The 13,497-nt window shown below is 67.8% G+C and carries 13 protein-coding genes; 8 read left to right on the top strand and 5 right to left on the bottom strand.

All coding sequences use genetic code 11. The features are described from left to right. Positions 1–59: 59 nt before the first annotated feature. The 3 genes from E8M01_RS28750 to E8M01_RS28740 all read right to left on the bottom strand — a co-directional run bounded on the left by E8M01_RS28750 (position 60) and on the right by E8M01_RS28740 (position 3,175). On the bottom strand, positions 60–383 hold the full coding sequence (locus tag E8M01_RS28750) for an AtuA-related protein (protein WP_136963291.1): 324 nt from the start codon (positions 381–383) through the stop codon (positions 60–62). Then, positions 383–1,723 carry an acyclic terpene utilization AtuA family protein gene (locus E8M01_RS28745; protein WP_136963290.1) on the bottom strand — a complete coding sequence of 447 codons (1,341 nt, stop codon included), beginning with the start codon at positions 1,721–1,723 and terminating at the stop codon, positions 383–385. The genes E8M01_RS28750 and E8M01_RS28745 overlap by 1 nt, the downstream gene beginning before the upstream one ends. A 102-nt stretch (positions 1,724–1,825) precedes the next feature. Then, on the bottom strand, positions 1,826–3,175 hold the full coding sequence (locus tag E8M01_RS28740; protein ID WP_136963289.1) for a M20 family metallopeptidase: 1,350 nt from the start codon (positions 3,173–3,175) through the stop codon (positions 1,826–1,828). A 144-nt stretch (positions 3,176–3,319) separates the two neighbouring features. On the opposite strand from E8M01_RS28740, the gene E8M01_RS28735 reads away from it, so the two are divergent. From E8M01_RS28735 to E8M01_RS28715, 5 genes are all read left to right on the top strand, one after another. Beyond that, positions 3,320–4,903, top strand: coding sequence for an ABC transporter substrate-binding protein (locus E8M01_RS28735; RefSeq protein WP_136963288.1), 1,584 nt, complete (start codon positions 3,320–3,322; stop codon positions 4,901–4,903). Between the two features lie 86 nt (positions 4,904–4,989). Continuing rightward, positions 4,990–5,928: a MurR/RpiR family transcriptional regulator gene (locus tag E8M01_RS28730; RefSeq protein WP_136963287.1), complete on the top strand. Its 939-nt coding sequence runs from the start codon at positions 4,990–4,992 to the stop codon at positions 5,926–5,928. Beyond that, on the top strand, positions 5,909–6,544 hold the full coding sequence (locus E8M01_RS28725; RefSeq protein WP_136963286.1) for a cysteine hydrolase family protein: 636 nt from the start codon (positions 5,909–5,911) through the stop codon (positions 6,542–6,544). The genes E8M01_RS28730 and E8M01_RS28725 overlap by 20 nt, the downstream gene beginning before the upstream one ends. 5 nt (positions 6,545–6,549) lie before the next feature. Further along, on the top strand, positions 6,550–7,875 hold the full coding sequence (locus tag E8M01_RS28720; protein WP_136963285.1) for a type I glutamate--ammonia ligase: 1,326 nt from the start codon (positions 6,550–6,552) through the stop codon (positions 7,873–7,875). Continuing rightward, the gene (locus E8M01_RS28715; protein ID WP_136963284.1) at positions 7,875–8,687 is read left to right on the top strand and encodes an N-formylglutamate amidohydrolase; all 813 of its coding nucleotides are present in this window, start codon (positions 7,875–7,877) and stop codon (positions 8,685–8,687) included. Before E8M01_RS28720 ends, E8M01_RS28715 begins: the two co-directional genes overlap by 1 nt. Positions 8,688–8,776: 89 nt before the next feature. Here the strand turns inward: E8M01_RS28715 and E8M01_RS28710 are convergent, their stop codons facing one another. Next, positions 8,777–9,886, bottom strand: a complete 1,110-nt coding sequence (locus tag E8M01_RS28710) for a saccharopine dehydrogenase family protein (RefSeq protein ID WP_136963283.1) — start codon at positions 9,884–9,886, stop codon at positions 8,777–8,779. A 224-nt stretch (positions 9,887–10,110) separates the two neighbouring features. Between E8M01_RS28710 and E8M01_RS28705 the strand changes: the two genes are divergently transcribed. Continuing rightward, positions 10,111–10,617: an Lrp/AsnC family transcriptional regulator gene (locus E8M01_RS28705; RefSeq protein ID WP_136963282.1), complete on the top strand. Its 507-nt coding sequence runs from the start codon at positions 10,111–10,113 to the stop codon at positions 10,615–10,617. Between the two features lie 27 nt (positions 10,618–10,644). Continuing rightward, positions 10,645–11,169: a GNAT family N-acetyltransferase gene (locus E8M01_RS28700; protein ID WP_136963281.1), complete on the top strand. Its 525-nt coding sequence runs from the start codon at positions 10,645–10,647 to the stop codon at positions 11,167–11,169. A 280-nt stretch (positions 11,170–11,449) separates the two neighbouring features. Here E8M01_RS28700 and E8M01_RS28695 read toward each other — a convergent pair whose 3' ends face one another. Continuing rightward, positions 11,450–12,001 carry a cupin domain-containing protein gene (locus tag E8M01_RS28695; protein WP_136963280.1) on the bottom strand — a complete coding sequence of 184 codons (552 nt, stop codon included), beginning with the start codon at positions 11,999–12,001 and terminating at the stop codon, positions 11,450–11,452. Between the two features lie 151 nt (positions 12,002–12,152). Here E8M01_RS28695 and aptA point away from each other — a divergent pair, with 151 nt between their 5' ends. Beyond that, a complete protein-coding gene (gene aptA / locus E8M01_RS28690; protein WP_136963279.1) occupies positions 12,153–13,490 on the top strand; it encodes an omega-aminotransferase AptA in 1,338 nt (445 codons plus the stop codon). Positions 13,491–13,497 lie beyond the last annotated feature (7 nt).

Here is a 13,497-nt window from a genome sequence, read left to right as displayed (position 1 = left end):
GCGCCGAGCGAACGCGGCGGGCGAATGGCGGCCCGCCGCCTGGCGCGGATCGCCCGACGTCAACGGCGCTCCGACTGCCGGTCCGGGACATCCAGGTCCAAGAGCGACGAACTCAACGACTTGCCATGCGCGTCGAGCGACAGCGAGCGGGTGACACCGCCGCCGAGCGCTTCCTGCATCACGAAGTTGAGCGCGCCGATGCCCGGCAGTTCGTAGCGGGTGACCTCGCCGTCGACAATGTCGGCGAAATGCGCCTTCACCCGCGCGGCGGTCACATGTTCCAGGAGAAAGGCATAGTCGCCCGGCTCATAGGCGAAAACGGCGATATTGGAGACATTGCCTTTGTCGCCGGCACGGGCATGGGCGAGTTCGCGCAGCTTCATCAGGCGACCTCATAGGCAATGCGGGTTTCGACCAGCTCGCGCGGGATCAGGGTGGAGGCCGCGGCGATCACCTCGCGCGCCGATTTGGTCGCGCCACCGCCGCCGGCCGGACCGTTGAGCCACAGGCTCTCGACCTCGTTGCCGATGCGGACGGCGTCGCGCAGGGAGCCGGTGCGGCCGGCGACGCGCAGCCGCACCTCCGCCGGCTCCGGCCCGGAACCGACGGCTGCGCCACGATGCACGGCGTCGATACCGATCAGGTCGAGGCGCAACTCGTCGATCACGACACCGGTCAGTTTCAGGCGCTCTTCGACGATGCGCGAGGCCAGCTCCGCACGGGCGCGGGCGCCAGGGCCGGCATAGGAGATCTGGCCCTCACCGATGAAACTGTCGCGATAACCGATGGTCACCTTCAGCGTCTCGGTGCGCGGATGGCCTTTGCCGCCTGAGATCGCCACCCGGTCCGGCCCGACACTGGTGAAACCGACACCGGAAAAATCGGCGACGACATCAGGCTGATAATAGGCTGCGGGGTCGTGAACCTCATAGAGCAGCTGTTCCTTGCAGGTGCGCAGGTCGATCGCCCCGCCCGACCCTTCGACCTTGGTCAGCACGGCGGAACCGTCGGCCATGACTTCGGCCAGGGGAAAGCCGATGCGCGCCAGGTTCGCCACGTCCTTGTAGCCGGGATCGGCGAAATAGCCGCCGGTGACCTGGGCGCCGCATTCCAGCAGGTGGCCGATGACCGTGCCCTTGCCGAGCCGGTCCCAATCGTCCGGCTCCCAGCCGAATTCGAACACCAGGGGCGCGGTGAACAGGGCGGGGTCGCTGACCCGCCCGGTCAGCACGATGTCGGCGCCCTCGCCCAGGGCTTCGACGATGCCGCCGATGCCCATATAGGCATTGGCCGAGACGATGCGCCCGGCCAAGTCCGCCACGCGTCCCCTGCGCTCGACCAACGGCAGGTCGAGCCCGTCAATGAGCGTCGTGACATCGTCACCCTCGACCGCGGCGATCGTCAGGCCGGTCAGGCCCAGGTCGCGGGCGATGCGCGCGACCGCCTTGGCCGCGCCGCGTGGATTGGCTGCGCCCATGTTGGAGATGATCTTGATGCCGCGGGCATGGGCCGCCGGCAGCACGGCCTGAAACCGGTCGGCGAGCAAAGGATCGTAACCGGCTTCGGGATCCCGCAGCCGGGCTTCCTGGGCCAAAGCGATGGTCCGCTCGGCCAGGCATTCGAAGACGAGATAGTCGAGCCGTCCGTGCTCGGCGAGTTCGACCGCCGGTTCGATCCGGTCGCCGGCGAACCCTGCGCCGGCGCCAATCCTGATGGTCTTCATGGCCGATCGGTTCCCACTGCTGCCTGCCGCGCCGGCGGATGCTCGGCCAGAGCCGCGGCGAAAGCAATCGGCCGGCGAGACGAGCAGCGTCCCGCCGGATGATCAATCCTTCACGCCGCAGAAGCGGATGATGCTGTCGGCGACGACAGCGGCGGTGTCGCGCACCGTCGACAGCAGCACGAATTCGTCCGGCCCGTGCTGGCCGCCGCCGGTCGGGCCATAGACCACCGCCGGGATGCCTTTTGCCGCATAATGGGCGGCGTCGGTGACGCCCAGCATGCCGGCGATCTCCGGCTGCCGGCCAGTGGCAATGATGCTGGCTTCGACCGCCCGGGTCAGCGGGTGGTCGAGCGGCGTGTTGACCGGCGGGAAATGCAGCTTGCCGAGCTCCCAGCGCACTTCCGGGGGATGATCCCTGAGCCAGGGATCGGTCTTGGCGAAATGGGCGATCCAGTCCTCGAACTCCCGGCGGATGTCGGCGGACCGCTCATGCGGCAGAAATTTCATGTCGAAATCGATGACGCAGAGATCGGGCACCATGGCGGGATTGCCGAGCAGCGCCGGCAGGCCGTCAGGCCCCTCGCCGCAGCCCGAGATCATGACGCCGGGGCTGATCGTGTTCATGCCGGCGGGCATGCCGGGGAAGCGGCGGGAAATGCCCCATTGGGTCTCGAGCTCGCGCACGGCGGCGAGCAGGCGCGCGCCGAGCTCGATGGCGTTGACGCTCTTCACCGGCACGCTGGCGCCAGCCTCGGAGGGATAGATCGAGGCGAAGCGACGGGCCGAATGGCCGCTCAAGCCCCGCAAGGTGACGCGCACCCATTCGAGCCCGCCGGCCCAGGGCCGCAGCACGCCGCCGCTCGGCTCGGTGATCAGCACGCCGGCGAGGCCGGGACTTGCCGCCGCCGCAGCCATTGCGCCCTCGCCGCCGGCCTCCTCGTCGACGACGGCGTGGAACTCCAGCCGCCCTTCCAGGGTGATGCCGGCGGCGGCGATCGCCCGGCAGGCGACGATGGCAGCGGCAAGCCCGGCCTTCATGTCGCAGGAGCCGCGTCCGTAGAGCCTGTCGCCGACGATCTCGGCGCCATAAGCCTCGAAGCTCCATTGCCCGAGATCGCCATGGGGCACCACGTCGACATGGCCGCACAGCGCCAGGCTGCGGGCGTCGCTACCGGTCCATTTGCCGATCAGGTTCGGCCGGCCGGGCAAGGGAAAGCTGCGCGCGGTCGAGAAGCCGAGTGCTTTCAGCTCGGCCTCGATGACGTCCTGGACCGCGCTTTCGCGGTTGAAGGCCGGGTCGACCTGGAATTTCGGATTGACCGAGGGCACCCGCACCAGCCGCGCCAGCAGGTCGGTCAGATAGTCCGCCTGGTCGGCGACGGCGCGGCGCAGCCGGGCGCTCAGCTCGGGATGAAGCTCGCTCGCGGCTTCGGCGCTTTTGGTCTCGGTCATGGTGCGGCCTCCCTCGGCATTGTCGATTTCATTACATTATTGCCACACACAGAATGTCATGCAATGAATATGACATTGCCGCGCCATGCGGACAGAAGGGCTCAGCCCCGCATAAACGATCAGGCCAAGAGGGGTCATCGCACCATGGATCGACGTCGGTTCCTGCATGTTTCATCCGCCGGCCTCGCGGCCATGGCCGCGCCACGGCTCGCCTTGGGCGCCGGCCAGCGGGTGCTGAAATTCGTGCCGCATGCCGATCTCTCGGTCATCGACCCGACCTGGAACAACGCCTATGTCACCCGCAACCACGGCTACATGGTGTTCGACACGCTGTTCGGTCAGGACGGCAATTTCCAGCCGCAGCCGCAGATGCTGGACGGCTTTTCGACCGAGGATGACGGCAAGCGCTGGGTGCTGAAGCTGCGCGACGGCCTGACCTTCCATGACGGCTCGAAGGTTCTGGCGCGCGACTGCGTGGCGAGCCTGGCGCGCTGGGGCAAACGCGACGATTTCGGCAAGAGCCTGTTCGCGGCGACCGAGGAGCTGTCGGCCACCGACGACCGGACGATCGTGTTCCGGTTGAAGCGGCCCTATCCGCTGCTGCCCATGGCGCTCGGCAAGACCGGCCTGATGATGGCGGCGATCATGCCGGAGCGCATCGCCAAGGGCGATCCGGACAAGCCGATCACCGAACTGGTCGGCAGCGGCCCCTACCGCTTCAAGGCCGATGAGCGGGTGGCCGGCGACCGTGTGGTCTATGAGCGCTTCGAGGGCTATGTGCCGCGCGCCTCCGGCGCGCCGGAGGGGACCGCCGGCCCGAAAATCACCCAGTTCGACCGGGTCGAATGGAAAATCATCGCCGATGCCTCGACCGCCGGCGCGGCGCTGCGCACCGGCGAGATCCACTGGTGGGAACTGCCGGGCGCCGACATGGTGCCGCTGATGCGCCGCACCCGCGGCGTCAAGGTCGAGACACTCGACCCCTCGGGTTATGTCGCGGCGCTGCGCATCAACCACGCCCATGCGCCGTCAGCCAATGCGGCGATCCGCCGGGCGATGACCCGCGCCATCTCGCAGCGCGACGTGGTGATGGCCATGGCCGGCACCGATCCGAGCCTGTGGCGCGAGAATGTCGGCTATTTCTGTCCCGGCACGACCTTCGCCAACGATGCCGGCCTGGAGGCGATGTCCTCGCCGCGCGACCCGGAGGCGGTCAAGCGCGCCCTGGGCGAGGCCGGTTATGGCGGCGAAAAGATCGTGCTGATGGTGCCCGAGGACCTGCAGATCAACGCCCTGCCGTCCGCGGTCATCGCCGACAACCTGTCCAAGGCCGGATTCAATATCGATTATGTCTCAATGGATTGGGGGACTTTGGTGCAGCGGCGCATCAAGAAGGATCCGCCGGCCCAGGGCGGCTGGGGCGCCTATGTCGTGCTGAATTCCGGCACCGACCAGTTGAACCCCGCGGTGCATGCGGCGCTGCGCGGCAATGGCGCGGCGCTGAACGGCTGGTGCGACAGCCCCGGCATCGAAAAGGAGCGTGACGCCTGGATGGCCGCGCCCGACGCGGCCGGGCAGCTGGCCGCGGCCAAGCGCCTGCAAGCCCAGGCCTTCACCGATGTGCCCTATATCCCGCTCGGCCAGGTGGCTCAGCTGACCGCTTTCCGCGCCGATCTGACCGGCATGGTCAAGGGCATGCCGGTGTTCTGGAACATCAAGCGCGGCTGAGCCGCCACGACCGCGGCCGGCGGCGCTTCGCCGCCGGCCTGCGACGCCCTAGACTGGGTTTCCCCGAAGGATCACCCAAAATCCGCATGACGATCCGCGACCGCCTCATCGATCCAGCGCTTGCCCTGACGCCATCCGAGCGGAAGCTGGTGCGCGTCATCCTGGCCAATTATCCGGTCGCCGGCCTCGGCACGGTGGCGACGCTCGCCGAACGCGCCGATGTCAGCGACCCGACCGTGGTCCGGTTCTCGACCAAGCTCGGCTTTGCGAGTTTCACCGCCTTCCAGGAGGCTCTGCTGGGCGAGGTCGAGCAGCGGCTGCGCTCGCCGCTGATGCTGATGGAGGTGCGCCAGGGCCGCGACGACAGCCACCCGATGCGCAGTTATTCCCAGGCCATGGCCGGCAGCCTGACCAGCGATGGCGAAGCCCTGTCGCCGCTCGAATTCGACCGCGCGCTCGACCTGCTGATCCAGGCCAAGGGCCGCCTCATCCTGCTCGGCGGCCGTTTCAGCGGCTATCTCGCCGGAATCATGGAGGCGCATCTCAGGCAGATGCGTTCCGGCACCTTGCTGCTGTCGGGTCCTGGAACCGACCTCATCGACCGGCTGGCCGATCTGACCGCACGCGATGTGCTCGTGGTCTTCGACTACCGGCGTTACCAGTCCGACGTGGTGACCTTTGCCCGCCAGGCCAAGGAGCGGGGCCTGAAGATCGTGCTGTTCACCGACCGCTGGGGCTCGCCCATCGCCGACGAGGCCGATGTGGTGCTGGCCGCCGAGGTCGAGGCGCCGTCGCTGTTCGACACCATGGTGCCGGCCCTGGCGCAGGTCGAGGCCGTCGTCACCGCCATGGTCGAGCGCATCGGCAAGCCGGCGCTGCAACGCATCGAGGCGCTGGAACAGGTGCGTGGCGCCAACAAGGTGACCGTGGACAGGGATCCGCAGGCCCGAGATTCGCAGGTCCGAGATTCGCAAGCCAAGGATTCGCAGGTAAGGAGAAGTTCCGATGACCCCGACACGGCGTGACGCCGACTATGTCAGCGGCGAGACCGCCGTGCTGTTCGTCGACATGCAGAAGGTCTTCGCCGAACCCGGCCGGGATCCCTCGCACCCGGAGCGCGGGCCGGACCATGAGTTCTACCGGACACTTCGCCAGACGGTGATCCCGAACCAGCAGCGCATCCTGGCCGCCGCGCGCGCCGCCGGCGTCGAGGTGCTGCACACGGTGATCGAAGCCTTGACCAGGGACGGCCGCGATCGCTCGCTCGACCACAAGCTCTCCGACATCCTGGTGCCCAAGGGCCATCCCGACGGCGCGGTCATCGACGAGCTTCGGCCCACCGACGACGAGATCATCCTGCCCAAGACCTCGTCCGGCGTCTTCAACTCGACCAATATCGACTATGTCCTTGGCAATCTCGGCATCCGCTACCTCGTTGTCGCCGGCATCGTCACCGATCAATGCGTCGACATGGCGGTGCGCGACGCCGCCGACCGGGGTTATTGCGTCACCCTGCCCCATGACGCCTGCGCCACCTATACCCGCGAGCGCCACGAGGCGGCGCTGAGGGCCTTCGGCGGCTATTGCTGGGTGACCGAGACCGACACGGTCGTCGCCCGCCTTCAGGCCATGGTCCGGTGACCGCGATGAAAACTGTCGAGCCCGCCGCCCTCGTCACCCTGGTGACGACAGACTATTCCGGCATCACCCGCGGCCGTTCGGTGCGGGCCTCGGCTTTCGCCGCCGATCCCGGACTGACGGTCGGCTGGGTGCCGGCCAATCAGTCGCTGACCCCGCTCGATGTGATCGCGCCCGACGGCCCCTGGGGTTCGGATGGCGACCTGCGCCTGATGCCCGACCGCGCGGCGCGCCATGCCGTGCTGCTGCCCGGTGCCGCAACGCCGCTCGACATGGTCATGAGCGATGTCGTCGAGCTCGACGGCGCGCCATGGGCCGCCTGCCCGCGCGCCTTCCTGAAAGCCGCGCTCGACGATCTCCGGGCCGAGGCCGGGCTGACGCTTGCCGGTGCCTTCGAACACGAGTTCCAGGTGCTCGGCGAGCCCTTCCCGGCGGCACCGGCCTTTTCGCTTGCCGCCTTGCGGCGGGCCGATCCGCTCGGGCCCGTGGTGCTGGCGGCACTCGGCGAGGCCGGGCTGGAGCCCGACACCTTCATCGCCGAATATGGCAAGGACCAGTTCGAGGTGACCGTCGGGCCGGCGCGCGGCGTCGCGGTCGCCGACCAGGCGGTGGCGCTGCGCGAGATCGTGCGCGAGGTGGCCCGCCTGGCCGGCCTCGCCACGACCTTCGCGCCGAAGACTGCACCTGACGCCGTCGGCAACGGCGTGCATATCCATATGAGCCTGCTCGACGGCAGCGGCCGCAATGCGCTGTTCGATCCCGCCCGCCCGGGGCGCCTCTCGGTCGTCGGCGGCGCTTTTGCCGCCGGCATCGTCAGGCACATGCCGGCGATCGTCGCGATCACCGCGCCGAGCGTCGCCTCCTATCTCCGGCTGAAGCCGCATAACTGGAGCTCGAGCTATACCTGGCTCGGCGACCAGGACCGCGAGGCGAGCCTGCGCATCTGCCCGACCCCGACGCTCGGCGGCAAGGACCCGGCGAAAAGCTTCAACATGGAGTTCCGCGCCGCCGATGCGACCGCCTCGCCACATCTCGCGCTCGGCATGCTGGTGCGCGCCGGCCTGGAGGGCATCCGGGCGCAATCACCGACGCCACCCATCTTTGCCGGCGATCCCGCGGCCTTGACCGAGGCCGAGCGCCGGACGCTCGGGCTCTACCGCCTGCCGGAAAGCCTCGAGGCGGCGCTTGGTGTGCTCGAGGCCGATCCCGTCGCCAGCGGCTTCTTCGCGCCCAAGGCGCTTTCGACCTATCTCGGCATGAAACGCACCGAGATCGCGCTGACGGCGAATCTGGACCCGGTGGCGCTGTGCAGGCGTTACGCGGAGATCTATTGATGATCGCCGCCAAACCTTTACCCGGCACGGCTTCGCCGGGTGCCGATTTGCCGAGCACTCCCGCCGCGGCGCCGCCGGTCGTGACGGTGCTGAACCCGGAGGGCCGTTCAGCGATCGTGCTGGTCTGCGAGCATGCCTCCAACTTCATCCCGGCCGACTATGACGACCTCGGCCTGCCGGTCGCCGAACTTCAGCGCCACATCGCCTGGGACATCGGCGCCGAAGCCGTCACCCGGCGGCTGTCCCGGCTCCTGGACGCGCCCGCCGTGATTGCCGGATGGTCGCGCCTGCTGATCGACGGCAACCGACCGCTCGGGACGCCGAGCAGCATTCCCGAGATCAGCGAGGCGACCGTCGTGCCGGGCAATCGCGCGCTCTCCGCCGACCAGCGGGCGGCCCGCGCGACGCGTTTCTTCAAGCCGTTCCACGACCGGCTCGCGGCTTTCCTGGACCAGCGCCTGCTGGCCGGGCTTGAGACCCGCCTGGTGGCGATCCATTCCTTCACGCCGGCCTTCCTCGGCGTCGCCAGGCCCTGGCATGCCGGCATCCTGTTCGACCATTCCGACGCCTGGGGCCGGCAACTGGTCGCAGCCCTCGATCGTCCGGACCGGCCGGTCGTCGCCAACGAGCCCTACCGGATCGAGCCCGATACCGACTATCTCGCGCCGGTTCATGGCCAGGGCCGCGGGCTGGAAACGGTGCTCGTCGAGCTCCGCCAGGATCTGGTGGCGAGCGTCGAAGGCCAGGATTACTGGGCGGGAGAATTGGCAGGGGTGCTGAAGGAAGCGCCGCCGACGCGGAAAAAACGCTGACTTATCAACCCTCTCCCTTTGGGAGAGGGTTGATTTATCTCTGCTTTTTCCGGCCATCGCATTGATACGCGGCGCCATTCCGAGCGCCCTCACTCCGCCGCCATCGGCAAGACCGGCGCATCGGCGAGCGCGATCCAGTCGGCCGGCGCATAGACCCGGCCGAAACGATTGGCGAAAAAGCCGCCGAGATCGATGTCCTCCTGCCGGACGAAACCACGATCCGGCAATTCGCCCTCGGCGAGCAGGTCGAGCACGGCGCAGATGCCGGCCGCCGTGGTCAGCTGGATGGCGCTCAGGCGGCCGTCGCCGCTGATGCGATTGGCATAACTTTCCTGGACCAGGCGACCGTCGCGGTGGCCCGAGACCGTGACGATGATGACAACCACATCCTGCAAGGTCGACGGCAGCGCGCCCTCGAGAATGTCCTTCAGAAGCTCGCGCCGCTCGCTGAGCCTGAGGTCCCGGAGCAGCAGTTTCATGACCGCGGCATGGCCGGGATAACGGATGGTCCGGTAGTTCAGTTCGCGGACCCGGCCGGCATAGGTCTCGCACAGCGTGCCGAGCCCGCCCGAGGTGTTGAAGGCCTCGTAGGCGACGCCGTCGAAGGTGAACTCCTCGCGCTCCTCCAAAGGCGGCACCTGGCGCAGGACACCGTCGACGATCGCCTCGCACGGCTCGCAATATTCGTTGATGACGCCGTCGGTGCTCCAGGTCAGGCTGTAGCCGAGTGCATTGGCCGGAAAGCGTGGCAGCGCGCCAACCCTGAGCTTGATGCTGTCGAGCTTGTCGAAGCGGCGGGCGATGTCGGCGGCAATGATCGAGACGGCGCCGGGTGCCAGGCCGCATTGGGGAATGAAGGCGGATTTGGCGCCCGCGGCCAGCTGTCTCACCCGCCGGGTGCTGGCGACATCCTCGGTCAGGTCGAGGTAGTGGACCCCGGCGGCGGCGGCCGCCTCGGCAATGGCAATGGTGAGATGAAAGGGCGCGGCGCTCAGCACCGCGAACTTGCCCTCGAGCAGGGCCACGGTCGCGGCCCGGTCGGCGACGTCGAGCCTGACACGGGTGATCGCCTGATCGGGCCGCCCGGCCCCCGGTGCCTCGCGGTCGGCGAGCGTCACCTGATAATCGCCCGAGCGGGCGAGATGATCGGCAATGGTCGAACCGATCTTGCCGGCTCCGATGACGACGACATGTTTCATGCTGGTCCCCTCAACTCACCACAAGAGGATCGCCGGGCCTGCCGGCGGCTGCCAGAGGCAGAGCTCCGGCAGGTGGCGGCCGATCCGGCAATTTGCCGGGCCCGGCGATCACTTTGCCGGATTGCGCTTGACCTGACGCCGCCGATAAGGGGATGGAAGGGGGCGAGTGATAAGCTCAGGGAGATGGGCTTCATGGCGCGAATCGGCAAGGTGGTGGCGGCCTGATGACCTGGCTGGGCAAGGTTCTGGACGAAATCGACCGGCGCCTGGTGGCGCTGCTGCAGTCCAATGCCCGACAATCGACCATGGCGCTGGCCAAGCGCCTGGGGGTTGCCCGCAGCACCGTGCATGACCGCCTGCAGCGGCTGGAAAAGGCCGGCGCCATTCTCGGCTATTCGGTGGTGCTGGCCCGTGACGTGACCGGCAGCAGCGCCCAGTCGATCGTGCTTCTGTCGATCTCGCAAAAGCTGCAGCGCGGCGTGATCGAGGCGCTCGGCCGCCTGCCGGAGATCAAGCTCTGCCACACGATGAGCGGCGAATATGACCTGTTCCTGCTGATCGAGACGCCGCAGCTCGAGGACCTCGACGCGGTCATCGACGAGGTCACCTCGATTCCCGGCGTGACCCGCTCGCAATCCTTCATCCTGCTCGCCAAGAAATTCGACCGGCTGGCCGACCGGGCGCCGCTGACCCAGCCGGTGGGCCTGCCGTCGATCCGTCCGGCCGATTGACTTGAGCCAAGGCTCGGGGAGCCCGTCATGACCAAGCCCACCGACGCCGCGCCGGACCTCGCGATCGCATGGTGCGCCGAGCCGGCCCTGGCCGACGCGATCGCCGCATTTTTCGTTGGCCATGTCGATGCCGCCTATATCTCGCACCAGGAGCTGCAGGAAGGCCGCGCCGTCGCGCCGGGCCAGTGGCATGCCGAACTCGACCGGATCATCCGCGACGAGGTGCAGGCGATCCTCGCCGGCCCCGGCCAGGACCGGGCGATCGCGATCGCCCGTGCCGGCGGTGCCATGGTCGGCCTGGCGCTGGTATCGTTCCGCCCCGTCGAGAAGGCCCCGGGCCGCTATGCCGTGGTCGACGATCTCATCGTTTCGCCCGCGGCGCGCGGCCTCGGTCTCGGCCGCCACCTGGTCGACTGGATCGCCGCGGAAGCCCGCGCCCGCGGCGCCACGCGGCTGTTCCTGGAAAGCGGCATTCACAACGACCGGGCCCATGCCTTTTTCGAGAAGCAAGGCTTTGCCAGGCTGTCGACGGTGATGTTGCGGGAGTTGTGAGGGGCGAATGGCGAATGGCGAATGGGGATGAAGCGAAAAGCGCAGCGCGCATAAACCCTCGCCCGCTTGCGGGAGAGGGTGGCCGAAGGCCGGGTGAGGGTTCCAAATCGCCGCCCTACCCATCATTTCGACCCGGAATGCACCTCTTGCATTGACGCAACCACCCTCACCCGGCCGCTCCGCGGCCACCCTCACCCTAAGAAGGCGTGGGAGAGGGTTCGCGCAGCCCTGCTCATTGGGCTGGGCTTCCCCATTCGCTACTCGCTGTCAGCCATTCGCCTCAAAACGTCGGCGGCGTGCAGGCGCTGACGAGTTCGCAGGGGACCGGTCCGACACAGCGGAAACGATGTGGCCGGCGGCTCTCGAAATAATAGGCATCGCCCGGGCCTAAGATCTTGCGCTCGTCGTCGACGGTCACTTCGAGATGGCCCGACAGCACGATGCCGCCCTCCTCGCCATCATGGACCAGCGGGATCTGGCCGGTGCCGGATCCCGGTTCGTAGCGTTCCCGCAGGATCTGCAGGGCGCGGCCGAACATGACCTCGCCGACCTGGCGATAAGAGATCGCGCCCTTGCCGATCTCGGTGAGCTGGTCGGCGCTGTAGAAGACCTGGCGCGGCCGGTCCGGCTCGATGGCGAAGAACTCGGAGAGGCCGATCGGGATGCCGTCGAGGATGCGTTTCAGCGCGCCCACGGACGGATTGGTCGTGTTGGATTCGATCAGCGAGATGGTCGAATTGGTCACGCCGGCACGTTTGGCGAGCTCGCGCTGCGAGAGATTGTTGGCAAGCCGCACGAAACGCAGCCGGCTGCCGAGATCGATCGCGGTCATGGGGTGATGGTCCCGGGTGTTGCAAGTGTTCTGAATAGCGCAAATCAGGCAACACGTCCTTCACAAAATCAAGGCCTTGGCGCAAATCAGAAAAGGACTTGTTGCGGCATCGCGATCGTGTGTTCCCTCCTCCACCCAGGAGGAGCCCCCGATGAACGCCCAGACGCCGACCAACAGCGCCAGCCTCGAGAACTATTGGATGCCGTTCACCGCCAACCGCCAGTTCAAGGCGGCGCCGCGCCTGCTCGCTTCCGCCGAAGGCATGAACTACACCAGCATCGACGGCCGGACCGTGCTGGACGGCACCGCCGGGCTCTGGTGCGTCAATGCCGGCCATGGCCGCAAGCGCATCACCGCAGCGGTCGAGAAACAGCTCTCGACGCTCGATTTCGCGCCGTCGTTCCAGATGGGCCATCCGATCGCCTTTGATTTCGCCGAAAAGCTCAGCCAGGTGTCGCCGGGCGGGCCGGAGGCTGGCCTCGACCGGGTGTTCTTCACCGGCTCCGGTTCGGAATCGGTCGACACCGCCTTGAAGATCGCGCTCGCCTATCAGCGCGCCATCGGCCAGGGCACGCGCACCCGCCTGATCGGCCGCGAGCGCGGCTATCACGGCGTCGGCTTCGGCGGCATTTCGGTCGGCGGCATCGTCTCGAACCGCCGGGTGTTCCCGCAGCTGCCGGGCACCGACCACCTGCGCCACACCCATGACCTTGCCCGCAACGCCTATGCCAAGGGCGAACCGGAGCACGGCGCCGAGCTTGCCGACGACCTGGAACGGCTGGTGGCGCTGCATGGCGCCGAGACCATCGCGGCGGTCATCGTCGAGCCGGTTGCCGGGTCCACCGGCGTGCTGATCCCGCCCAAGGGTTATCTGCAGCGGCTGCGCGCGATCTGCGACCGCCACGGCATCCTGTTGATCTTCGACGAGGTGATCACCGGTTTCGGCCGGCTCGGCACGCCTTTCGCCGTCGACTATTTCGGTGTGGTGCCGGATCTCGTCACGACAGCCAAGGGCCTGACCAATGGCGCGATCCCGATGGGCGCGGTGTTTGCGAGCCGCACCGTCCATGACGCGTTGATGCACGGTCCGGACGGCCAGATCGAACTGTTCCACGGCTATACCTATTCCGGCCATCCGGTCGGCTGCGCCGCCGGCATCGCGACGCTGGAGATCTATCGCGAGGAAGGCCTGCTGACCCGCGGCGCCGAGCTCGCCGGCGCCTGGCAGGACGCCATGCACAGCCTGAGGGGCCTGCCGCATGTCATCGACGTCAGGACCATCGGCATCATTGCCGGCATCGAACTCGCCTCCCGCCCGGACGCCATCGGCAAACGTGCCTATGACGTCTTCGTCGACTGTTTCGAAAAGGGCCTGTTAATCCGGGTCACCGGCGACATCATTGCCTTCTCGCCGCCGCTGATCCTGGAGCAGAAGGATATCGAGCGGATCGTCGCGGTGCTGGGCGAGGCGCTGAAACGGGTGGCGTGAGCAGAGG

The organism is Phreatobacter stygius, assembly GCF_005144885.1.
Lineage (GTDB): Bacteria > Pseudomonadota > Alphaproteobacteria > Rhizobiales > Phreatobacteraceae > Phreatobacter > Phreatobacter stygius.
Note: the sequence above shows the minus strand (reverse complement) of the source record. Positions and strands in the feature narration are given on the sequence as shown.